Consider the following 22681-nt stretch of genomic DNA (forward strand, 5'->3'; position numbering starts at 1 on the left):
TCGGAAGCGGCGGGGCCTTTGCCCACATGGGATGAGTGGAGATGGCGGGAATCGAACCCGCGTCCAACGGTGCAGAATCAGGGCTTCTCCGTGTGCAGTTCGCTGCGATTTTCTCGGCCCCGGCGATCACGCGAACAAGTCACCGACGGGCCCAGTCACTGTTTGGTTTCCCATCGAGCCCCGTGACCGGGCTCGATGGTTTAGTTCCCTAGATTATGCCAGGATCCGGGTCGGGAACACTCCCGGGCTGACACCCATTTAGGGTCCTTCACTCACTGCTTATTAGGCAGCGAGGGCGAAGGACTGGGAATCGCGCTTGGTATTGGCGATTATTTTTTGCGACATATGGTTTACGAGATCATTGCCGCTTCCTCGACACGCTTCCCCTGCTTCGACAGCCGCTGTCGAAACCGATCATCCCCATGTTGTGTTGACAATCCCTCCGAAGAGGGGCGCGCACCCGCTGTGGGGTGCTGTCACCATCGTACGTGACCAACGCGGGTCGGTGCCAGCGTATTCCCTACGCCCCGCGCTGCCTCCGCTTCACCGCCGCGATCGCGCGGTCGGTCTCCCGGCGGTCCTGCTTCTCACGCAGCGCCTGGCGCTTGTCGTACTCCTTCTTGCCCTTCGCCAGCGCGATCTCGACCTTGGCCCGGCCGTCCTTGAAGTACAGCGCCAGGGGCACGATGGTGTGCCCCGTCTCCCCCGTCTTCGACTCCAGCTTGTCGATCTCGGCGCGGTGCAGCAGCAGCTTCCGCTTGCGCCGGGCGCTGTGGTTGGTCCACGTGCCCTGGCTGTACTCCGGCACGTGCACGTTGTGCAGCCACGCCTCGTTCCCGTCGAGCTGCACGAAGCCGTCGACCAGCGACGCCCGTCCCTGGCGCAGGGACTTCACCTCGGTCCCGGTGAGGACCAGGCCGGCCTCGTAGGTGTCGATGATGAGGTAGTCGTGCCGCGCCTTCTTGTTCTGCGCGATCAGCTTGCGCCCTTTTTCCTTAGCCATAGTGCCGACCATTTTCGCACTACGGAGGGGCTCTGCGGAAAGTCGATTACGAGGGGCTCGCCAGGCCGCGCAGTACGGCCTGGGCCCGCTGGAGGGCGTCCTCGTCCGTCTCCAGGTCGGGCGTGATGCCCCGGCCGTCGACCCCGCGGCCGGAGGGGGTGCGGTAGTGCCCGACGGTCAGCTCCGCCACGGAGCCGTCGGGCAGCCGGCTCGGCATCTGGACCGAGCCCTTGCCGAAGGTGCGGGAGCCCACGACCAGCGCCCGTCCGCGGTCCTGTACGGCGCCGGTGAGGAGCTCGGCCGCGCTCATCGTCCCGCCGTCGACGAGCGCGACCAGGGGTCTCGTGGTGTCCCCGCCGGGCTCGGCGTGCAGGACGCGCTGCTCGCCGTCGACGTCGTAGGTGGCGACCAGGCCGCCGTCGAGGAAGGCGGAGGCGGCGGTCACGGCCTCGGTGACCAGGCCGCCGGAGTTGCCGCGCAGGTCGAGGACGACTCCGGCGCCGGGCGGGGACTGCCGGACGGCTTCGCGGACCTGGTGGCCGGAGCCCTTGGTGAAGGTGGCGACCTTGATGACGGTGACCCGGCCGTCGAGTTCCCGGACGGTGACCGAGTCCGTGGACAGCTGGGCGCGGCGCAGGGTTTTGGTCCACGCGCGCGTGCCGCGCTCCAGGCCGAGGCGGACGGTGGTGCCGGCGGGGGCGTCGGTGGCGTCCCCGCGGAGTAAGGAGACGACCTCGGTGACAGGCCGGCCGTCGGTCTTCTCCCCGTCGACGCTGCGCAGCAGATCTCCGGGGCGGATCCCGGCGGCGGCCGCGGGCGAACCGGCGCGCACCTTCGTCACCTCGATACGGCCGTCCCGTTCGCTGCGGGCCCACAGGCCGACGCCGGTGTACTGGCCGTCGAGGGATTCCTCGAACGCCTCGTACTCGCCCCGGGAGTAGACGGCGCCCCACCTGTCCCCGCTGCGGCTGACGGCGCGCTTCGCTGCCTGGACCGGGGACTTGCCGTCGGCCATGGCCTCCTCGGCCGCCCGCGCGACGTCCGCGTGGTGCCCGGCCGTACCGGCCGAACGGGCCTCGTCGGGGGCGGACTTCGCCTCGCCCTGCGGCAACGCGCCCGTGGCCGCGCCGGCGACGAGCACGGTCGCGAACACCAATGTCAGGGCGGCCCCGCGACGGATGCGGCGGGGCTGACAGAACGGGTCACGACCTGACATGCCGGTGAGTCTAGGACAAGCGGAAGGGCCGTACGGCCGGTTGACCGCACGGCCCCTCGCGGCATGCGTCACACCTTCAAGTACTTGCGCAGCGCGAAGAACGCGGCCAACGCGGGCATCAGAAGGCTCGTCGCGAGGATGAGCGGCAGGTACTTCAACACCGCGCCCCATCCGATGAAGTTGATCAGTGTCAGCTGGTCGGCCAGGGCCAGTCCGTGGTCGATGAGGAAGTAGCGGGCGAGCAGCAGGAATCCGCACGCGAGGGTGCCGCCGATGAGACCGGCGACCGCGGCCTCCATGATGAACGGCGCCTGGATGTAGAAGCCGGAGGCACCGACCAGCCGCATGATGCCGGTCTCACGCCGGCGGCTGAACGCCGAGACGCGCACGGTGTTGACGATCAGCATCAGCGCGACGACCAGCATCAGCGCCATCACCGCGCGGGCGGCCCAGTTCATGCCGTTCAGCAGCTTGAACAGGTTGTCCAGGATGCCCTTCTGGTCCTGCACGGACTGCACGCCGTCCCGGCCGTTGAAGGCGGTGGCGATGACCTGGTACTTCTCCGGGTCCTTCAGCTTGATCCGGTACGACTCCTGCATCTGGTCCGGCGTGAGGGAGCTGGCGAGCGGGGAGTCGCCGAACTGCTCCTTGTAGTGCTTGTACGCCTGATCCTGCGACTCGTACGTGACGGCCTGGACGACGTCCATCTTGTCGAGGTCGGCCTTGATCTGCTTCTTCTGGTCGTCGGTCACCGCGCCCTTGGCGCAGTTGGGGTCGGACTCGGCGTCGCTCTTGTTGCAGAGGAAGATCGAGACGTTGACCTTGTCGTACCAGTAGCCCTTCATGGTGCTGACCTGGTCGCTCATCAGGAGCGACCCGCCGAACAGGGCGAGCGACAGGGCTACGGAGACGACGACGGCGAACGTCATCGTCAGGTTGCGGCGGAGACCGACACCGATCTCCGACAGGACGAACTGGGCGCGCATGGCGACTGGTTATGCCTTTCCGTGGACTCTCGGGTGCGGTATCAGTGCTGGTAGCCGTAGACACCGCGGGCCTGGTCGCGGACGAGGCGGCCCTTCTCCAGTTCGATGACGCGCTTGCGCATCTGGTCGACGATGTTCTGGTCGTGCGTGGCCATCACCACGGTGGTGCCCGTCCGGTTGATGCGGTCGAGCAGCTTCATGATGCCGACGGAGGTCTGCGGGTCGAGGTTGCCGGTGGGCTCGTCGGCGATGAGCAGCTTGGGCCGGTTGACGAAGGCCCGCGCGATGGCGACGCGCTGCTGCTCACCACCGGACAGCTCGCCGGGCATCCGGTCCTCCTTGCCGCCCAGCCCGACGAGGTCGAGCACCTGGGGCACGGACTTGCGGATCTCGCCGCGCGACTTGCCGATGACCTCCTGCGCGAAGGCGACGTTCTCGCCGACCGTCTTGTTCGGCAGCAGTCGGAAGTCCTGGAACACCGTCCCCAGCTGGCGCCGCATCTGGGGCACCTTCCAGTTGGAGAGGCGGGCGAGGTCCTTGCCCAGGACGTGCACCTGCCCGTGACTGCACCGCTCCTCGCGGAGGATCAGCCGCAGGAAGGTGGACTTTCCGGAGCCGGAGGACCCCACGAGGAACACGAACTCGCCCTTCTCGACCTCCAGGGAGACATCCCTGAGGGCGGGGCGGGTCTGCTTGGGGTAGACCTTGGAGACATTGTCGAATCGGATCACGGATGCACCACGGGTCGCCGGGGGTAGATGAGCGTGACCATACGCGAACCGGGTAGGGGGCCGCAGTCACCGGTCGTGGTTGCGCAGCGGATGTGCCGTTTTGTACGCCCCTCAGGGGCGCGGGGGACCTGCGCGCCTGGCTCCCACGGCGCGCAGCCGCGCACTCTGTGCGACCACCCCTTTGGGAGCGAGCCGCGCACCCTCCGGAGGAACCTGGCAGAGTAGTGGGGGGAACATTCGCGTCCCCCCACACGTTGGACACGTGGAACCGGCGCAAGGAGGGCAAGCGCATGACGTACGACCGGCTGGTGTGCGCGAACTGCGCGTCCCCCGTGAACGAGGGCCGCTGCGCCGTGTGCCGCGCGAACCGCGAGCGGCTGCAGCAGGAGAATTTCCTCGCGGGCCTGAACCCGATGACCTTGATCGCACTGCTGACGGTGCTGATCGCCGCGGTGGCCCTGCTGGCGCACCAGACCGCGTAGGGGCGGGCGGGAAGCCGCCTGCGGACATCCATGGCCGAGGGCCCGGAGCGTTTCGCTCCGGGCCCTCGGTCGTGCGCTGTACGTACGGTCCGTACGGACGCGGCTACCGTCAGGCGGCAGCCCCGCCGCGACCGCCCACGAGGCGAGGCAGCAGACGGAAGCCGACACCGCCGGCGATCATCGTGGCGGCGCCGATCACCAGGAAGGTGGTCTGAGCGGCGCCCGTCTCGGCGAGCTCCTGACCGTTGCCCTGGGCCTGAGCCTGCGGGGCCGCCGGGGTGGAGTCCGAGCCGATCTCGGTGAGGGAGGAGGAGCCCTCCTCCTGCGGGGAGGTGCCGCCGTCGGGGTCGGTGTTGTTGCCGCCGCCGTTGTCGCCACCGTTGCCGTTGCCGCCACCGGTGCCGTTCCCGTTACCCGGGTCGGTCGGGGCGTCCGTCGGGTCCTCGGTCGGCTCGGTGGGCTCGTCCGTGGGCTCGGTCGGCTCGTCGGTGGGCTCCTCGGTCGACGGCGGGTCCGTCGGGAGGTCCGTCGGCGGGTCGGTCGGGAGCTCGGTCGGGATGTCCGACGGCGTCGGCGTCGGAGCCGGCGACTCGTCGGCGCACAGGATGCCGAGCAGGCAGTCCTCGGTCTCCGCGGCGGATGCGGCACCGGCGGCGGTCAGCGAGGCACCGGCGGCGATCACGGCACCGGCCGCTATCCGCGCGACACGGATCCGTGTCTTCTTCGTCATGTGGTTGCTACCCCCAGTAGCTCATCGTCATTAGGCAGCGCTCGGGGCTGTGCTCGACGGGGGCGGCTGCGATAAAAGACCCCCGGTTCACATGCGCCCCAGAGACACGCATGCCGCGCTTTACCCTTCCCATTTTTCAAGAACACGTCAAGGGCGTTTGCAGCCGCCATGTCCAACTACGGGGGCTATGCCGGAACTCTGAGCCTGTGAGTGTGATGTAAAACCCAGACATGCGGGTACAGAAAAGGCAACTGCCGCCCTGACCGCGACAGTTGCCTTGTCGACAAACTTACTTCTCCTGCTGCTTGCGCCAGCGAATTCCGGCCTCGAGGAAACCGTCGATCTCGCCGTTGAACACGGCCTCGGGATTGCCGACCTCGAATTCGGTGCGCAGGTCCTTCACCATCTGGTACGGGTGCAGGACGTAGGAACGCATCTGGTTGCCCCAGGAGCTGCCGCCGTCCTTGAGGGCGTCCATCTTGGCCCGCTCCTCCTGGCGCTGCCGCTCAAGCAGCTTCGCCTGGAGAACGTTCATGGCGGTCGCCTTGTTCTGGATCTGCGAGCGCTCGTTCTGGCAGGAGACGACGATGCCGGTGGGGATGTGGGTGAGGCGCACCGCGGAGTCGGTGGTGTTGACGCCCTGGCCGCCGGGTCCTGACGAGCGGTACACGTCCACGCGCAGCTCGGACTCGTCGATCTCGATGTGGTCGGTCTGCTCGACCACGGGGAGGATCTCGACGCCCGCGAAGGAGGTCTGGCGCCGGCCCTGGTTGTCGAAGGGCGAGATGCGCACCAGCCGGTGCGTGCCCTGCTCGACGGAGAGGGTGCCGTAGGCATAGGGGACCTGCACGGCGAAGGTGGTCGACTTGATGCCGGCCTCTTCCGCGTACGAGGTCTCGTAGATCTCGGTCTTGTAGCCGCGCTGCTCGGCCCACCGCAGGTACATCCGCTGGAGCTTCTCGGCGAAGTCCGCGGCGTCGACGCCGCCGGCCTCGGCTCGGATGTTCACCAGGGCCTCGCGGGAGTCGTACTCGCCGGAGAGGAGGGTGCGGACCTCCATCTCGTCCAGCGCCTTCTTCACGGCGGTGAGCTCGGACTCGGCCTCGGCGCGGGTGTCCGGGTCGTCCTCCTCCTCGGCCATCTCGAAGAGGACGCTGAGGTCGTCGATGCGACCGCGCAGGGCCTCGGCCTTGCGCACCTCGGCCTGGAGGTGGGACAGCTTGCTGGTGATCTTCTGCGCCTCATCGGGGTTGTCCCAGAGGGACGGCGCGGCCGCCTGCTCCTCGAGCACGGCGATGTCTGCCCTCAACTTCTCGAGGTCCAGAACGGCCTCGATCGACTCCATGGTCGAGGAGAGGGACTTGAGCTCTTCGGATACGTCGACGACTGCCACGCCCTCCAGCGTAACGGCTCCGCCCGGCGGCCATCGCCGGGCTGCCGGAGACGACGGCTCAGGGGGACTGCGGGGCCGAGTTCCTCGTGTCCTGGGGTGGCGCGCTGCCGTCGTCGCCCGATGTCGACAGCCAGGCGCCGACGCCGATCGCCGCCGCGAGGGCGACCGCGCCCGCTCCCAGGGCCACCCGGCGGCGCCGGGTGGCGGCGCGGTTGCGGGCCGATCCCGGGCGGGGGGCGCCCGCGGTGCGCGGGGCCCTGGCCGTGCCGTGGGCGCCGCCGGCCAGCTCGTCGGGGGCGGGGACGCGCATCGAGGTGTGGGTGTCGCGGTTGGAGTCGGCCGGCTTCGCGCCCGGCACCAGGGGGACCGCGCCCCGCCGCCGGACCCGCTCCCCGGCCGGCGCCGGTCCGGCGGGCTGCTCCTCCCGGTCGGCCTCCTCCGCGGACTCGGTGTCCGGCTCGTCCACCTCCAGCGGGGGCATGCCCGTCAGCATCGGCAGCAGCTCCCGCAGCCGGGCTCCGAGCTCCGAGGCCCGCAGCCGCGAGGCCGGGGCCTTGGCCAGGCACTGCACCAGCAGCTGCCACAGCTCGTCCGGGATGCCGGGCAGCGGGACGACCGTCTCCGTGACGTGCCGGCGCAGGACCGCGCCCGGGTGGCCGCCGCCGAAGGGGGTGAAGCCCGCCAGCAGCTCGTAGAGGACCGTGGCGAGCGCGTAGATGTCGACGGAGGCGCGCGGGGGCAGGCCCTCGACGATCTCCGGGGCGAGATAGTCCGGAGTGCCGATGATCTTCGTGGCCTTGGTCCGGCGCGGGGTGTCGATGAGCTTGGCCACGCCGAAGTCGGTCAGCAGCGCGCGGTGGGAGCCGCCCGGGCCGAGCGGGCCCTGCATGTCCAGCAGGACGTTCTCCGGCTTGACGTCCCGGTGCACCACACCCGCGGCGTGCGCGGCCGCCAGTCCGTCGGCGATGTCGGCCGCGATCGCGGCGGCCGCCTCGGGGGACAGGCGCCGGTCCCGGTCCAGCCGGGTGCGCAGGTCGGTGCCGCGGACGAGGTCCATGACGAGCGCCAGGTCGTTGCCGTCGACGACCAGGTCGCGCACCGACACCACGTGCGGGTGCTCCAGGCCGAGCAGGGCGGTTCGCTCCTGGACGAAGCGTCCGACGAGTTCCTGGTCCGACGCGAGGTCCTCGCGCAGCAGCTTGATGGCGACGGGACCTTCGGGGCCCTCGCCCAGCCACACCGTGCCGGCGCTGCCCCGCCCGAGGATCTGGTGGGCGGTGTACCGGCTGCCGATCTTCCGTGCCAAGGCTGCTCCTACCGACGCGTGTTGTCGCTAAAACTACGCGTCCGGAGCGGCAACCTTCACCGTGGAGGCCGAAATCACCCGCCAGGTGTCGACAAATCACCAACCCCGCAGGGCGCTTCCGGTCAGTTCGCGCCGCTCCCGCCGAGCTTCTCGAACCAGCCGGTCACGGTGCCGAACCAGTCGGTGAGCTGGTCCCAGTAGCCCTTGGTGGTGCCGATCCACTCCTGCAGCGGGCTCAGTTCCCAGATCAGCCAGCCGGCGACGAACAGGATGATGACGGTGAAGAGGCAGCCCTTCAGGCAGCCGAGCCCGGGGATCCGCATCGGGTTGGCGCTGCGCTGCCGCGGCTGCCGGGGCTCACGCTGGGGCCGCTGCGGCTGCTGGGGCTGGGCCGGGGGCGCCGGCGGGGCGTAGCGCTGCGGCGGCTGGGGCCGCTGCGGCTGCGGGGCGTACTGCTGGGGCTGCTGCTGCGGATGGCCGTAGCCGGGCCCGGGCGGGGGTGCCTGGCGGTGCGGCGGCTGCTGCTGCTGGGGCCGGGCCACCTGGCGCTGGGGGCGGCGGCGCAGCGGGTCCTGGCCGGGGTCGAGGTACTGGACCTGTGTCTGCTCGTTGCGGTCGCGGGCCGCGCGCAGCTGGTTCTGCCAGGGGTGCGGGTCCTCGGGGCCGCCCTGCTGCCCCTGCTGTCCGGGGTGGCCGGGCGAGCCCGGCGGGACGGGCGGCATGACGGCGGTCGGGTCGGCCGCGCCCCGGCTGGGCAGGACGGCGGTGGGGTCGGCGGCACCGGCCGGGCCGCCGGTGTGCGGCATGACGCTCGTCGCGGCGTTCGGGTCGAACGCGCCCGCGTTCTGCGGGAGGACCTGGGTGGGATCGGCCGCGCCCGGCATGTCCGGCACGGGTGCGGGCGCCGGGTCGGGCACCAGGAGCGCGCCGACGCCCTCGGCGGCGGCGATCTGCGCGGAGTTCGCGTGCACCCCGATGCCCTCGGCGACGACGCGCAGGCCGCGGGCGAGGTTCTCGGCGCTGGGCCGCTCGTCCGGGTTCTTGCGCAGGCAGCGCTCGATGATCGTCCACAGCGGGTCGGGGACGGTGGAGGGGCGGCGCGGTTCGGCGCTCAGGTGCTGGTGCAGCACTTCCAGGGCGGAGCCGCCGGCGAACGGCGGGCGGCCGGTGACCAGCTCGTACAGCAGGATGCCGGCGCCGTAGATGTCGACGGCGGAGGTCTGCGGGCGGCCTTCGGCGGACTCGGGCGCGACGTACGCGGGCGTGCCCACGAACTCCTGGGTGCGGGTGAGGCCCGGGGAATCGGCCAGACGGGCGATGCCGAAGTCGGTCAGCAGCGGGTGCATCCGCCCGTCGTACTGCTGGAGCAGGACGTTGGCCGGCTTGAGGTCGCGGTGGACGACGCCGTCGGCGTGGCTGGCGGCGAGCGCGTCGGCGATCTGGGCGGTGAGCAGGGCCGCGGCGACCGGGGTGAACGGCCCGTTCTCGCGCAGGTAGCGGTGCAGGTCGGGACCCTCGACGAGGTCCATGACCAGGGCCAGCAGCTCGCCCTCGACGACCAGGTCGCGGACCCTGACGATGTTCGGGTGGGTCAGCCGGAGCAGGACGGAGCGCTCCCGGAGGAACCGCATGACGATGTCCGGATCGCCGGCCAGCTCCTCCTTGAGGACCTTGATCGCGACGGTCTCGCCGGGCTGCCCCGCCACGGCCGCCTCGGCGCCCGCGGTCTCGCGCTGGCGGGCTCGCCAGACGGTGCCCGTGGCGCCGCGTCCGAGCGGCTCCTCGAGCAAGTACTTGCTGCCTACCGGCCGCACGTCATGCGCTCCCTGGTGCTTGCCTTGCCTGCTGGCCTGTCCGACCCACTGTAGTGCCGGGCGGCCGAGGACCGGAGTGTCGTCTTTCTGTGGGTCTTACGTAGCGCGCCTCACACTCGTTCGAAGGAAAGACGCTCACCTCGGTCTTGTGGTTGCCGGTAACGAGCGTGACTGATCTCAAGCGATCGCCTGTGGGTCATGTCTCAGGCACTTTTGCGGGCAGAGCCGACCAATCAAGATCACCTTTTCCGGAGCGAGGGGCGCACTGTCAGTGGCAGGTGCGAGGATGCTGGCAGTACTGGCCGACGTGCTGGGGCGGGGTGGGGGACTCCGCGCCCGGGCAGAAGGGACCGCTGACGGCGATGCAGATCCGGCTGACCGTCGTAGATCCGCTGGGCCCGTCGGCGCCGGCGCGGGACCGCGCCCCGCGCAGCGACGTACTGGTCACGGCCCCCGCCGGTACGGCGCTCGCCGCGGTGGCGTCGGCGCTCGCCCAGGTGGTCTCCGGCGGTGACGGCTCGGGCACGCCCGTGCTGTACGCCGGGGAGCAGCGGCTGGACGCCCAGCGCTGCACGCTCGGCGAGCCCCCGCTGACCGACGGTGCCGTGCTGTCCGTGGGCGCGCCGGGCGAGCCGGAGCCGCATCCCGAGCTGGACGACGCCCCGGCCCAGCTCCAGGTCGTCGCCGGGCCCGACGCGGGCGGTGTCCATCTGCTGCACGGCGGCGAGATCCGCATCGGCCGCTCCGCCGACGCCGACGTGCCCCTCGACGACCCGGACGTCTCCCGGCTGCACTGCGCGGTGACGGTGAGCGCGGACGGCCGCGTGGCGGTCGCCGACCTGGACTCCACGAACGGCACGACGGTGAACGGCGCGCGGGTGGGCGCCCGGGCGGTCCCTTTCGCGCCGGGTGCGCTGCTGCGGATCGGCGAGTCGGCCCTGCGACTGGCTCCGGCCGGGGGGCCGGGGGGCCGGGCGGAGACGACGCCGGACGGGGAGGGGCACGTGCGCGTGGCCGGGCCCGCCGGGGACGACGGGGTGGCCTCCCCCGCGCACGGGGCGGATCCCAGACCGGACGGGCCTGCGGGCCCCACGCACCATGCCTACGGCTCGGCCGCCTGGGGCACGCCGGGTGCTTCGGGGCACCGCGTGTCCGATCCGACTGTGGTGCCGGGTCAGGGCGGGGCGCCACGGATCGAGACCGGGGTGGCGGGCCCGGGGCCCGAAGCGCCGCGAGGGCGGGGACACGGCGGCGGGGCCCGCCCCGAGGGCAACGGCGGCGAGACCGGAGTCGCGGGCCCGGAGCCCGAAGCACCGCGAGGGCGGGGACACCACGGCGGGGCCCGCCCCGAGGGCAACGGCGGCGAGACCGGAGTCGCGGGCCCGAAGTCCGAAACACCGCGAGGGCGGGGGCACCACGGCGAAGCCCGCCCCGAGGGCAACGGCGGCGAGACCGGCTCGGGGGGCCGCCGGAGCGAGGCTCCGCCTCCGGGTGCGGGGGGCGCGGGCCACGCAGGGGACGGTTGGAGCGAGGTGCCGCCCGGGGGCACCGGGGGTGAGACGCGTCGGCAGACGGCCGGCGGCGGATCGCGGCCGGGGCCCGCCGGGGCCGCGCAGACCCCCTCCGGGACGCACGGAACGCGCACGCGGCAGCACGACACCGCTCAGGGTGCGTCGCCCCTGGCTTCTCCCGGCGCCCCGGCCGACGCCGTGCGGCAGCGCGGTGCGGGCCGGCGGGTGAGCGGCGCCGGGGACACGCATGTGGGTCGTTCCGGGGTCCGGGCATTCGGCGACGCGGCCCCGGACCGCGCCGCGACGGCGTACGACACCAGCACCACGGACGGCACCGGGCCTCACGCCTGGGGCCCGGGCGGGCCGGTTGCTCCGGCCGGTGCCGACGACCCGTCCCTCGCGGACCAGGGTGCCGATCGTGGCCGCAAAAGCACTCCTACCTGGGGCCCGGGCGGGCCGGTTGCTCCGGCCGGTGCCGACGACCCGTCCCTCGCGGACCAGGGTGCCGGTCGTGGCCGCAAAGGCACTCCCCTCCGCGGCACCGACCTCCCCCCAGGGACCCGCAGGCGTGGCGGGCTCGGGGCGTGGGCTCGGCGGCTGGCCGGAGGGCGCGGCGAGCAGCCGGCGGAGCCGCGTGAGGCCTTTGAGGACGACGCGGCCGCGGTGGTCGCGGCGGAGCACCACCCGTTCGTGGTGCCGGCCGTGCCGGAGACCTGGCCGGACCCGGCCATGCTGTTGCTCACGGCCCTGGGACCCGGGCCGCGGCTGTGGGAGCGCGGACCCGGCCACCCGGAGGCGCTCGCCGTGCGCCTCGGTACGGCCGACCGGGTGGCACCGGACGGCTCGGGCCTGCTGCCCGCCGTACCCGTGACGGCCGGGCTGCGCGAGGTCGGCGCACTGGGACTGGCCGGGCCGCGGGCTCGGCTGGCCGGGCTGGCCCGTGCCGTGCTGGCCCAGCTCACCGCGCTGCACTCCCCCGACACGCTGGAGATCGTCCTGATCGCCGCGGACCGCTCCCGCCCTCTTGAGGAGCGCACCGCCGAGTGGTCCTGGCTGGGCTGGCTGCCGCATGTGCGCCCGGGGCACGGGCAGGACTGCCGGCTGCTCCTGGCCCACGACCGCGAGCAGGCCGCGGCCCGCACCGACGAACTCACCCGCCGTCTGGAGGACCAGCTGGCGGACGCGGTCGCGGGGGGCAGCGCCGCGGCAAGCGGCAGCCCGCAGCCCACCGGTGCCGATCCGGCCCCGGCCCACTCCGTCCCGGCCCCCCGCCGCCCCTCCTGGGTCCGGGACGACGGGACCGGCACCGGCACCGGCACGACAGCGGGTTTCCCCGGCCCGTACACCGTCCTGGTCGTCGACGGCGACCCCGGCGGCGCCGATCTGCGCGGAGCCGTCGCGCGGCTGGCGTTGGAGGGCCCCCAGGCCGGGATCCACGTCGTCTGCCTGGCGGAGACGCCCGCCGCCTCCCCGGCCTCGCCGGTGACGGAGACGTACGAGGCGGCCTGCTCGGTGGCGCCGACCTTCCGCCAGTGCGGCGCGGTCGCGCTGCTCAGCGGGGACGTGGCGACGGCCCTGCGGCTGATGCGCGTGGCCCGGACCGGCGGTGACGGCTCACCCGCCGGGCCCGTCGGACACGGCACCATCGCCACCGTCGACGCCGTCTCCGCGGCCTGGGCCGAGCGGTTCGCGCGGGCGCTGGCGCCGCTGCGGACGGACGGCCCGGCGAGCGAGCGCCAGCCGCGCGTCTCCGCACCGCTGCCACAGTCGGCCCGGCTGCTGGACGAGCTGGGGCTGGCCCGGGCCACCCCGGCGTCGCTGATGGCGCGCTGGGCGGACGCGGCCGACGACGCCGATGCGCTGGGCGGGCGCGTGCGCGCGGTGCTGGGCGCCGGGCCGCGCGGGCCGGTCTGCGCGGACCTCGCGGTCCAGGGACCGCATCTGCTGGTCGAGGGCCCGCCGGGCAGCGGCCGTACGGAGCTGCTGCGGGCGATCGTCGCGTCCCTGGCCGCCGCCGAGCGGCCGGACCGCCTCGGCATCGTGTTGGTCGACGGCCAGGGCGGCCCGGGGGCGGGCGGCGGGCACGGCGAAGGACTGCGGGTGTGCACGGACGTACCGCATGTCACCACGCTGCTCCTGGCCCACGACCCGGTCCGGATGCGGGAGTTCGCGCAGTCCCTGAGCGCCGAGCTGAAGCGGCGCGCCGAGCTGCTCGGGCGCTCCGACTTCGCCGAGTGGCACACCGGGCGCGAGCTGTCGGGCCGTATGGTCGCCCAGCGCACGGCGACGGCCCGGGGTGGCGCCCAGGCCCAGGCGGCCGCCGCGGGAGGTTCCGGCGACATCGACTCCCCGTCCAGTTCCACGATTCGGCTGCGGCCCGGAGCGGCCCGGCGGCAGACGGAGGCGGCCGCGCCCCCGCTCCCCCGGCTCGTCGTGGTCGTCGACGACCTGGACGCGCTGGTCTCCCCGGCGCTCGGCTCGACCGGCCGGCCCGGGGCCGGGTCGGTGATGCGCGCGCTGGAGGCCGTGGCCAAGGAGGGCGAGCGGCTCGGCGTCCATCTGGTGGCGGCCACCGGCCCCTGCGCCCGTACGGCGGAGACGGAACCGGCGCGCCGGGCCACTCTTCGTGTCGCGCTCGACGCGCCCACACCGGGGCCGGAGGAGCCCGCGCCCGGGCGGGGCAGGCTGACCGGCGCGGACGGGCGGGTCACGCCGTTCCAGGGCGGGCGGGTCACCGGCCGGATTCCCCGGACGGCGACGCTGCGCCCCACGGTCGTACCCCTGGAATGGCACCGCATGGGTGACCCTCCGGCCCGGCGTCCGGTGCGGGAGCTCGGAAACGGCCCGACCGACCTGGCACTGTTGGCCAGCGCGCTGGAAAGGGCGGCACGGGAGGTCGCGGCGGCGAAGGTGCCGTCGCTCCTGTGACCGGGGACGGCCGCCGGCCCCACCGGCGTCTTGAGGCCGCGTCCCTGGTCACGAGGGAGTCACGATCCCCCGCTTGACAGCCGACGCCATCTTGCCGCCCCCGCACACCCGGGCGTAGACCAGATCGCACGGGAGCGCGCTCGACGTTCGACGAGGAACGAAGAACGGGGCAGTCATGCGCATGACGAGCAGCACCATCCGGACACGCTGGTCGCCCAAGCGGGACAAGGCGACCCCCCAGCACCGCAGAGCCGCCAAGGCCGCGGCAGCCGTTGCTGCGGGAGCGCTCGCGCTCTCGCTCACCGCCTGCGGAGGCGACGGCGACGACAGCACCGGAAACACGGGCGACAGCGAGGAGACCGCCAACAGCGTCACTCTTCCGAAGCTGGACGGGACGAGCCTGGAGATCGCCGCCGTGTGGAGCGGTACGGAACAGGCCAACTTCAAGAAGGTCCTGGCGGAGTTCGAGAAGCGCACGGGCGCCAAGGTCACGTTCGTGCCCGCCCAGGACCCCATCATCAACTTCATCGGCTCGAAGGTGGCCGGCGGGCAGCCGCCGGACATCGCGATGCTGCCGCAGCCGGGCGCCATCAAGCAGGCCGTCGACCGCGGCTGGGCCAAGCCCCTCGGCGCCGAAGGCCTCAAGGAGCTCGGCGAGAACTACTCGCAGGGCTGGCAGGACATCGGCAAGGTGGGCGGCAAGCAGTACGGCGTCTACTACAAGGCCGCCAACAAGTCCCTGATCTGGTACAACAACCAGGTCTTCGAGAACGCCGGGGCGAGTGAGCCCGAGACCTGGCCGGACCTGCTCAACACCGCGCAGACGGTCTACGACTCCGGCGTCACCCCGTTCTCCGTCGGCGGCGCCGAGGGCTGGACGCTGACCGACTGGTTCGAGAACGTGTACCTCTCCCAGGCCGGGCCGGAGAAGTACGACCAGCTGGCCAAGCACGAGATCAAGTGGACGGACCCGTCCGTGAAGGACACGCTGACCACGCTCGCGCAGGTCTGGGGCAAGGCGGACTACATCGCGGGCGGGGCGAACGGGGCGTTGCAGACCGACTTCCCGGCGTCCGTCACGCAGGTCTTCACCGGCGGGGACCAGCCGAAGGCGGCCATGGTCTCCGCGGGTGACTTCGCGCAGGTCAACATCCCCTCCACGATGAAGGTCGGCACGGACGCGAAGGTGTTCCCGTTCCCGGCGGTCGGTGACAACGGACCGGTGGTCTCGGGCGGCGACGCGGCCGTGATCCTTCAGGACTCGAAGGGGTCGCAGGCCCTGGCCACCTGGCTGGCCTCGCCCGACGCGGCGCAGATCCAGGCCAAGCTGGGCGGCTACCTCTCGCCGAACAAGAACGTGCCGAACTCCGCTTACCCCAACGCGGTGCAGCAGAAGATCGCCAAGGCGCTCATCGACGCCGGTGACGACTTCCGCTTCGACATGTCCGACCAGGCCCCGCAGGCCTTCGGCGGTACGCCCGGCAAGGGCGAGTGGAAGATCCTGCAGGACTTCCTGAAGAACCCGAAGGACATCGCGGGCGCGCAAGCGAAGCTGGAGACCGAAGCGGCCGCGGCCTACGGAGGCTGACGACATGACGTCGGCCACGGCGGCAGGAGGCGTCAAGCCTCCTGCCGCTCCCAAGTCGCGCAAGAGTGTGACCGGCACCCGCAGGACCGTCGCGGCGCTGTTCCTGCTGCCCGCGCTCGTCCTGCTCGGCGCGCTCGTGGTGTACCCGATCGGGTACTCGGTCGTGCGCAGTTTCTACGACCAGTCCGGTGACGGCTTCGCCGGAATAGACAACTACAAGTCCCTCTTCACCGACGAGGGCATCCGCACCGCGCTGAAGAACAACATCATCTGGGTGGTGTTCGCGCCGACGGTCGCGACGGCGCTCGGCCTGATCTTCGCGGTGCTGACCGAACGGGTGCGCTGGGGCACGGCGTTCAAGCTGGTCGTCTTCATGCCGATGGCGATCTCGATGCTGGCGGCGGGCATCATCTTCCGCCTGGTGTACGACCAGGACCCGGACAAGGGCGTGGCGAACGCGGTGTGGGTGGGCGTGCACGACACGTTCTCCCAGGCGTCGGCGTTCCCGAAGGCCCACCCGGGCCGGGACTCGCCGCTGGAGCCGGCCGGCGGCGGCGCGTTCATCACCACCTCGCCCGTGCGCACCGGCGAAGCCGTCGCGCTGCCCCTGGTGGGTGTGGCGCCCGACATGATGCCGGACGGCGCGAAGGCGGCCGTGGCCCCCGAGGCCGAGCCGGACAAGGTCACGGGGACGACCTGGCAGGACTTCACGCGCGGCAAGGGCGTCGGCACGCTCAACAGCGTCGACACGGCCGAACTGGGCTATCCCGGCATGAAGATCGAGGCCGTGAAGGACGGCAGGGTGGTGGCGTCGACGACGGCCGCCGACGACGGCACCTTCACGCTGCCGGCCTCGGCCGACGGGGCCCAACTCCGGCTCCCGGCCGACAACTTCAAGGAGGCGTACAACGGCCTGGACTGGCTCGGCCCGTCCCTGGTCACCCCGTCCATCATCGGCTCGTACATCTGGATGTGGGCGGGCTTCGCGATGGTGCTGATCGCGGCCGGGCTCGCGGGTATGCCCCGGGAGCTGCTGGAGGCCGCCCGGGTCGACGGCGCGAGTGAGTGGCAGGTGTTCAGACGCGTCACGGTGCCCTTGCTGGCGCCGGTCCTCGCGGTCGTCGCCGTCACCCTGATGATCAACGTGCTGAAGATCTTCGACCTGGTCTTCATCATCGCCCCCGGCTCCGCCCAGGACGACGCGAACGTCCTCGCCCTGGAGCTGTACCGCAAGGGCTTCTCCGAGGACCAGCCGGGCATCGCCAGCGCCATCTCGGTGTTCCTGCTGCTGCTCGTGATCCCGGTGATGTGGTTCAACGTACGCAGGCTGCGGCGGGAGGTGCGGCGATGAAGGCCAAACAGTCGCTGGGGTCGCGGCTCGCCGAGGGGGTCAGCGGTGGGCTGGTGCGGGTGTTCCTCATCGTGGTCGGCCTGTTCTGGCTGGTGCCGACGATCGGTCTGCTGCTGGCCAGTCTCCGCTCGCCGGAGGACATCGCGGCGAGCGGCTGGTGGAAGGTGTTCACCGAGCCGTCGCAGATCACCTTCGACAGCTACGCGAAGCTGCTGGAGAACGACGACATCACCAGCAGTTTGCTGAACACGGTGTGGATCACCGTCCCGGCGACCCTGCTGGTCGTGATCATCGGCTCGCTGGCGGGCTACGCCTTCGCCTGGATGGAGTTCCCGGGCCGGGACTGGTGGTTCCTGGGCGTGGTCGGCCTGTTGGTGGTGCCCGTGCAGGTCGCGCTGATTCCGATCGCCGAACTCTTCGGCAACATCGGCATCTTCGGTTCCGTGATCGGCGTGGTGCTGTTCCACGTCGGCTTCGGTCTGCCGTTCGCCGTGTTCCTGCTGCGGAACTTCTTCGCGGAGATCCCGCGCGAGCTGCTGGAGGCGGCGCGCCTGGACGGGGCGGGTGAACTGCGCCTGTTCTTCCGTGTCGTGATGCCCCTCGGCGGCCCGGCGATCGCCTCGCTGGGCATCTTCCAGTTCCTGTGGGTGTGGAACGACATGCTGGTCGCGCTGATCTTCTCGGACTCCGGGAGCCAGCCGATCACGGTCGCACTCCAGACGCAGGTACGGCAGTTCGGCAACAACATCGACGTGCTGGCACCCGGCGCGTTCATCTCGATGGTGGTCCCGCTGGCCGTCTTCTTCGCGTTCCAGCGGCAGTTCGTGTCCGGCGTGATGGCTGGCGCGGTCAAGTAGCGGTCAGAGCAAGGCAGTTGGAGGGGCGGGCCGGGGGCGGTCCGCCCCTTCCGCGTTCCCCCGGATGCCGTAGCCACCGTAACCAAGTCGGCCCACCGGCCGTTCCCGGGCCGAACGCCCGCGCCGACCGATGGATGGCCTCTTGCCCAGGTTCAGTGTCATTGTCCCCGCGTACCAGGTTCAGGCGTACCTGCACGAGTGCCTCGAATCGGTGCTCTCCCAGTCCTGTCCCGATCTGGAACTGATCGTCGTCGACGACTGCTCGCCGGACGCGTGCGGCGCGATCATCGACGAGTTCGCCGCCCGCGACACGCGCGTACGCCCCGTCCATCTGCCGGAGAACGTGGGCCTGGGCCGCGCGAGAAACGCCGGTGCGGCACACGCGAGCGGCGACTACCTGCTGTTCCTCGACAGCGACGACACCCTCACGCCCGACGCGCTGCGCTCGATCGCCGACCGGCTGAAGGAGACGGGCGAACCGGACGTGCTGGTCTTCGACTACGCGCGCACCTACTGGACGGGTGAGGCGATCCGCAACCAGGGGGCCCTGCAGCTCACCGAGCAGGGCCCGGCGCCGTTCCGTCTGGAGGAGCGGCCGGGGTTGCTGCGGCTGCTGATGGTCGCCTGGAACAAGGCCTACCGGCGGGAGTTCGTCGAGCGGGAGGGGTTCGCCTTCCCGCCCGGTGTCTACGAGGACACTCCGTGGACGTACCCGGTGCTGATGACCGCCGAGTCGATCGCGACCCTCGACCGGGTCTGCGTGCACTACCGGCAGCGACGGCAGGGCAGCATCCTGCGCACCACCAGCGAGCGGCACTTCGACGTGTTCGAGCAGTACGACCGGGTTTTCGCGTTCGTCGACGAGCGGCCCGGACTGGCCCAGTGGCGGCCGGTGCTGTTCCGGCGCATGGTGCACCATCTGGCGATCGTGTACTCCCGGCGGGACCGGCTGCCCCCGGGTTCGCGCGCCGTCTTCCTGCGCCGGGCGCGCGCCCACTACCGCCGGTATCGCACCCCCGGCGTCCCCGTCCCCCTGCGCTGCCGGATCCACCACGTCCTGATCCGCTTCGGCCTGCACCGCACCTACCGCACCCTCCAGCTGGCCTCGGCCCTGCACCGCGCCGCCGCCAGGACCGCGGGGAAGCTGCTGCGGGGCCTGCGGACGGCCGCCCTCGGGACCCACTACCGCATCCAGCGCTGCCTGCCGCTGCGCGCCGACCGCGCCGTCTTCGCCGCCTACGACGGCCGCGGCCACGGCTGCAACCCGGGCGCGCTGGAGACCGCGTTCCGCGACCTCGCGCCGCACATCCGCACGGCGTGGATCGCCCGCCGCGAGCACCACCACACCATCCCGCCCGGCCCGCGCCGCCTCGTCCCCGGGACGGCCGCCTACTGGACGGCGCTCGCCCGCTCCCGCTACCTGGTCAGCAACACCGGCTTCGACGACCGCCTGACCAAGCGGCGGGGCCAGGTCCTGGTGCAGACCGGGCACGGCACCCCGCTGGGCCACATCGGCCTCGACCTCCAGGAGCGCCCCGCGGCGGCCCGCGGCCGGGACTTCGCACGGCTGCTGAAGGACGTCGACCGCTGGGACTACGTGCTGTCCGCCAACCGCCACACCACGCTGACCCACGAGCGCGTCCACCCCGGCCGCTACACCACGCTGGAGTACGGCTACCCCCGCAACGACGTGTTCCGGACGGCGACCCCGGCGGACGTGGCCCGGCTGCGCGCCTCGCTCGGCATCCCGCGGGGCGCGGTGGCGATCCTGTACGCGCCGACCCACCGCGACTACCGCCGCTCCCAGCGCCATCCCCTCGACCTGCAGCGAATCGTGCGCCGCCTGGGCCCGCGCTTCGTCGTCCTGGCCCGCGCCCACCACGCCTACGACGCCCCGCTCACCAGCACCTGCGGCCGGGTCGTCGACGTCTCCGGCCACCCGAGCGTGGAGTCGCTCTGCCTGGCGTCGGACGCCCTGGTCACGGACTACTCGTCGCTGATGTTCGACTACGCCAACCTGGACCGGCCGATCGTGATCCACGCCGACGACTGGGAGGCGTACGACGCGGCCCGCGGCACCTACTTCGACCTGCGCGAGGTCCCGCCGGGCGCGGTCGCACGCGGCGAGGACGAGCTGATCGACATCTTCGCCACCGGCCACTGGCGCGGCTCCCGCTCGGCCCAGCTGCGGGCGGTGTTCCGCGAGCGGTTCTGCGCCTACGACGACGGCCGGGCCGCCGAGCGGGTCGTGCGCCGGGTGGTCCTCGGGGAGTCGGAGCTGCCGCCGGTCGTTCCGCTCGGCGAGCGCCGCCCGGTGCCCTCGGCGGCGGCCTCGCTGACGCGTGAGCCGCTCACCACGGTGCCGCTGCCGGCCGGTCCCCGCGCCGTCACCGACAGCCTCTGACCACGGTTCTCACTCCGGGGAGTCCGCATGCCCTCCAGCCCGTCGCGGCCGACACCCAGCCGGCCGCCCTCCTGTCGTCCGTCCGGGCGGCCGGGGCGCCCGCGCGCCGTGTGAGACGGCCCGACTTCGACAGACCCGACTCCAGCAGACCCGCCTCCTGACAGAAAGAGCAGAATGCCCCGCTTCAGCATCGTCGTCCCGTCCCATGGGGTCGCGGGCCGGCTGTCCCAGGCGCTGGACTCCGTCCTCGCCCAGTCGTTCGGCGACTTCGAGCTGATCCCGGTGTGCGACGCACCCGACGCACCGGCGGCGGATGTCGTCACCGGGTACGCCGAGCGGGACTCCCGGGTGACGCCGGTGCACTCGTCGCCGTCGGCCGGACTGGCCGGGGCGCGCAACACCGGGCTGAAGGCGGCGGTCGGCGGCCATGTGCTGTTCCTCGACGGCGACGACGTCCTGGTCCCGGGGGCGCTGGCGGCGCTGGACGCCCGGCTGGGCGAGACCGGCGACGTGGACGTCCTGTACTTCGAGCACGAGCGCACCCCCTGGTGGGAGGGCGAGCCGACCAACCCGGCCGCGCCCCTGCTGGCCCGCACGCCGGACGGGCCCTTCTCCCCCGGCCTGGCCCCCCGGCTGACGGGCGTGGCACTCCCGGCGTGGAGCGCGGTCTACCGCCGGGCCTTCCTCACCGAGCAGGGCCTCGCCTTCCCCGGCGACCACTTCACCGACGTCGGCTTCGGCGGTCTTGTCACCCTGCGGGCGGAGCGGGTGGCGGCCCTGCGCACGGTCGTCGTGCGGCATCTGCTGCGCCGGCAGGGCAACCGGCTGAACCTCCCCGGCGAGCATCACACCGAGCTGCTCGACCAGACCGAGCTGGTGCTGACGCGGGCCACGGAGCAGGGGTGGGCGGCGGACCGGCTGAAGCCGCTGTTCGAGCAGCTCTTCGCCGCCGTACTGAAGACGGCCGCCCACCCCGGGCGGCTGACGTCCGGACGCCGCGCCTTCTTCCGGCGGGCGAGCGCGCTCTACCGGCGGCACCGCCCCGCCGGCTACCGGACGCCCGGCGGCAGCCTCGGCGTCCAGCACCGGCTGCTCGCCTCCGGGTCGTACACGGCGTTCCGCGCCCTGCGCGCCGCCAACCGCGGTGCGCTGCGGGCCGCCGCGCTGCTCCCCCGCCCCCGGGGGCTGCGCACCCGCCTGCGCTACGCGGCGGGCCTGCGCCTCCCGCTCGATGAGAACCTCGTCGTGTACTGCGCGTACTGGGGCCGCGGCTACGCCTGCAACCCGGCCGCGATCCATGCCAAGGCCCGCGAACTCGCCCCGCACCTGCGCGCGGTGTTCCTGGTGGAGCCGGACGCGGTGGGCAACGTGCCGCCGGACGTGGAGTACGCGGTGATCGGCAGCCGGAAGTACTGGCAGGTGCTGGCCCGCGCCAAGTACCTCGTCAACAACGCCAACTTCGCCGACGCCGTCGTCAAGCGCCCCGGCAGCGTGCACCTCCAGACCCAGCACGGCACCCCGCTGAAGACGATGGGCGCCGACCAGTCGACGTACCCCGTGGTGGCCGCGGCGACCGGGAGCTTCGCCAAACTGCTGGCCCGGGTGGACCGCTGGGACTACAACCTCACGTCCAACCGCCACTCGACTCAGATGTGGGAGTCGGCGTTCCCCGGCGACCACGAGACCCTCGAGTACGGCTATCCGCGCAACGACGTCTACTGCTCGGCTTCCGCCGAGGACGTCGCCCGCGTCCGCAAGGAACTGGGCGTCCCCGACGGCAAGAAGGCCCTGCTCTACGCGCCCACGCACCGCGACTACGCCACCGGCTTCGCGTCGGGCCTTGACCTGGCCGAGTTCTGCGAGGCGATCGGCGACGACTACGTCGTCCTGCTGCGCGCCCATTACTTCTACGACCAGGGCCCCTGCCGGGGCGGCGGCCGGATCATCGACGTCACCGGGCACCGCTCGTCGGAGGACGTGTGCCTGGCCGCCGACGCGCTGATCACGGACTACTCGTCGATCATGTTCGACTACGCCAACCTGGACCGGCCGATCGTCGTGTACGCCGACGACTGGGACGTCTACCGGGAGACGCGGGGCGTCTACTTCGACCTGATGCGTCTCCCGCCCGGCCGCGTCGCCCGCACGCCCGGGGAGCTGGCGGCCGTCTTCCGTGACGGCTCCTACGCGGACGAGTCCGCCACCTCGCTGCGGGCCGCGTTCCGGGAGCGCTTCTGCCAGTTCGACGACGGGCGGGCCGCCGAGCGCGTCGTGCGCCGGGTGCTGCTGGGAGAGCAGCCCGAGTCGATCCCGCCCGTGATCCCGCTGGCGGAGCGCGTCCCGGCCCCCGCCGCCACTCTCGTGAGGAGCTGACCGAAGAA

The 22681-nt window shown here is 72.3% G+C and carries 15 protein-coding genes and 1 other RNA gene; 7 read left to right on the forward strand and 9 right to left on the reverse strand.

Annotated elements, in window-relative coordinates; translation table 11 throughout:
* Window positions 1–33: 33 nt before the first annotated feature.
* The 5 genes from ssrA to ftsE all read right to left on the reverse strand — a co-directional run bounded on the left by ssrA (window position 34) and on the right by ftsE (window position 3936).
* Window positions 34–422, reverse strand: a transfer-messenger RNA (tmRNA) gene (ssrA, locus tag CEB94_RS15950).
* A 98-nt stretch (window positions 423–520) separates the two neighbouring features.
* Window positions 521–1003 (reverse strand): SsrA-binding protein SmpB, encoded by a 483-nt coding sequence (smpB, locus tag CEB94_RS15955; RefSeq protein ID WP_062927167.1) that lies wholly within the window; start codon window positions 1001–1003, stop codon window positions 521–523.
* A gap of 46 nt (window positions 1004–1049) precedes the next feature.
* Window positions 1050–2219, reverse strand: coding sequence for a S41 family peptidase (locus tag CEB94_RS15960; RefSeq protein WP_175432867.1), 1170 nt, complete (start codon window positions 2217–2219; stop codon window positions 1050–1052).
* A 68-nt stretch (window positions 2220–2287) separates the two neighbouring features.
* On the reverse strand, window positions 2288–3205 hold the full coding sequence (gene ftsX / locus CEB94_RS15965; RefSeq protein WP_175432868.1) for a permease-like cell division protein FtsX: 918 nt from the start codon (window positions 3203–3205) through the stop codon (window positions 2288–2290).
* A 41-nt stretch (window positions 3206–3246) separates the two neighbouring features.
* Window positions 3247–3936: a cell division ATP-binding protein FtsE gene (gene ftsE, locus CEB94_RS15970; RefSeq protein ID WP_003990615.1), complete on the reverse strand. Its 690-nt coding sequence runs from the start codon at window positions 3934–3936 to the stop codon at window positions 3247–3249.
* Between the two features lie 290 nt (window positions 3937–4226).
* Between ftsE and CEB94_RS15975 the strand changes: the two genes are divergently transcribed.
* A complete protein-coding gene (locus CEB94_RS15975) occupies window positions 4227–4418 on the forward strand; it encodes a hypothetical protein (RefSeq protein ID WP_175432869.1) in 192 nt (63 codons plus the stop codon).
* Window positions 4419–4527: 109 nt separating this feature from the next.
* Here CEB94_RS15975 and CEB94_RS15980 read toward each other — a convergent pair whose 3' ends face one another.
* The 4 genes from CEB94_RS15980 to CEB94_RS15995 form a co-directional block, all read right to left on the reverse strand.
* Window positions 4528–5148 (reverse strand): LPXTG cell wall anchor domain-containing protein, encoded by a 621-nt coding sequence (locus CEB94_RS15980; protein ID WP_175432870.1) that lies wholly within the window; start codon window positions 5146–5148, stop codon window positions 4528–4530.
* A 289-nt stretch (window positions 5149–5437) separates the two neighbouring features.
* On the reverse strand, window positions 5438–6541 hold the full coding sequence (prfB, locus tag CEB94_RS15985; RefSeq protein ID WP_175432871.1) for a peptide chain release factor 2: 1104 nt from the start codon (window positions 6539–6541) through the stop codon (window positions 5438–5440).
* A gap of 58 nt (window positions 6542–6599) precedes the next feature.
* Entirely contained in the window at window positions 6600–7847 is a 1248-nt protein-coding gene (locus CEB94_RS15990; protein ID WP_175432872.1) for a serine/threonine-protein kinase, read from the reverse strand.
* Between the two features lie 122 nt (window positions 7848–7969).
* Window positions 7970–9661 (reverse strand): serine/threonine-protein kinase, encoded by a 1692-nt coding sequence (locus CEB94_RS15995; protein ID WP_175432873.1) that lies wholly within the window; start codon window positions 9659–9661, stop codon window positions 7970–7972.
* Between the two features lie 362 nt (window positions 9662–10023).
* Between CEB94_RS15995 and CEB94_RS16000 the strand changes: the two genes are divergently transcribed.
* The 6 genes from CEB94_RS16000 (at window position 10024) to CEB94_RS16025 (ending at window position 22673) form a co-directional block, all read left to right on the forward strand.
* Window positions 10024–14100 (forward strand): FHA domain-containing protein, encoded by a 4077-nt coding sequence (locus tag CEB94_RS16000; RefSeq protein ID WP_175432874.1) that lies wholly within the window; start codon window positions 10024–10026, stop codon window positions 14098–14100.
* Between the two features lie 175 nt (window positions 14101–14275).
* Window positions 14276–15688 carry an ABC transporter substrate-binding protein gene (locus tag CEB94_RS16005; RefSeq protein ID WP_175432875.1) on the forward strand — a complete coding sequence of 471 codons (1413 nt, stop codon included), beginning with the start codon at window positions 14276–14278 and terminating at the stop codon, window positions 15686–15688.
* Window positions 15689–15692: 4 nt separating this feature from the next.
* Complete coding sequence (locus tag CEB94_RS16010; protein WP_381104552.1) at window positions 15693–17039, forward strand: carbohydrate ABC transporter permease; 1347 nt, start codon at window positions 15693–15695, stop codon at window positions 17037–17039.
* Window positions 17036–17896, forward strand: coding sequence for a carbohydrate ABC transporter permease (locus CEB94_RS16015; RefSeq protein ID WP_175432876.1), 861 nt, complete (start codon window positions 17036–17038; stop codon window positions 17894–17896). Before CEB94_RS16010 ends, CEB94_RS16015 begins: the two co-directional genes overlap by 4 nt.
* A gap of 142 nt (window positions 17897–18038) precedes the next feature.
* Complete coding sequence (locus tag CEB94_RS16020; protein WP_175432877.1) at window positions 18039–20300, forward strand: bifunctional glycosyltransferase/CDP-glycerol:glycerophosphate glycerophosphotransferase; 2262 nt, start codon at window positions 18039–18041, stop codon at window positions 20298–20300.
* Window positions 20301–20474: 174 nt separating this feature from the next.
* Window positions 20475–22673 (forward strand): bifunctional glycosyltransferase/CDP-glycerol:glycerophosphate glycerophosphotransferase, encoded by a 2199-nt coding sequence (locus CEB94_RS16025; RefSeq protein WP_175432878.1) that lies wholly within the window; start codon window positions 20475–20477, stop codon window positions 22671–22673.
* Window positions 22674–22681 lie beyond the last annotated feature (8 nt).

Origin of the sequence: Streptomyces hawaiiensis, from assembly GCF_004803895.1 — a bacterium.
Taxonomy (GTDB): domain Bacteria; phylum Actinomycetota; class Actinomycetes; order Streptomycetales; family Streptomycetaceae; genus Streptomyces; species Streptomyces hawaiiensis.

Excerpts from the sequence above, each read along its gene's own strand:
- smpB (WP_062927167.1), bottom strand. The coding sequence starts at position 1,003 with ATGGCTAAGGAAAAAGGGCGCAAGCTGATCGCGCAGAACAAGAAGGCG.
- CEB94_RS15960 (WP_175432867.1), bottom strand. The coding sequence starts at position 2,219 with ATGTCAGGTCGTGACCCGTTCTGTCAGCCCCGCCGCATCCGTCGCGGG.
- ftsX (WP_175432868.1), bottom strand. The coding sequence starts at position 3,205 with ATGCGCGCCCAGTTCGTCCTGTCGGAGATCGGTGTCGGTCTCCGCCGC.
- CEB94_RS15975 (WP_175432869.1), top strand. The coding sequence starts at position 4,227 with ATGACGTACGACCGGCTGGTGTGCGCGAACTGCGCGTCCCCCGTGAAC.
- CEB94_RS15980 (WP_175432870.1), bottom strand. The coding sequence starts at position 5,148 with ATGACGAAGAAGACACGGATCCGTGTCGCGCGGATAGCGGCCGGTGCC.
- CEB94_RS16000 (WP_175432874.1), top strand. The coding sequence starts at position 10,024 with ATGCAGATCCGGCTGACCGTCGTAGATCCGCTGGGCCCGTCGGCGCCG.
- CEB94_RS16005 (WP_175432875.1), top strand. The coding sequence starts at position 14,276 with ATGCGCATGACGAGCAGCACCATCCGGACACGCTGGTCGCCCAAGCGG.
- CEB94_RS16010 (WP_381104552.1), top strand. The coding sequence starts at position 15,693 with ATGACGTCGGCCACGGCGGCAGGAGGCGTCAAGCCTCCTGCCGCTCCC.
- CEB94_RS16015 (WP_175432876.1), top strand. The coding sequence starts at position 17,036 with ATGAAGGCCAAACAGTCGCTGGGGTCGCGGCTCGCCGAGGGGGTCAGC.
- CEB94_RS16025 (WP_175432878.1), top strand. The coding sequence starts at position 20,475 with ATGCCCCGCTTCAGCATCGTCGTCCCGTCCCATGGGGTCGCGGGCCGG.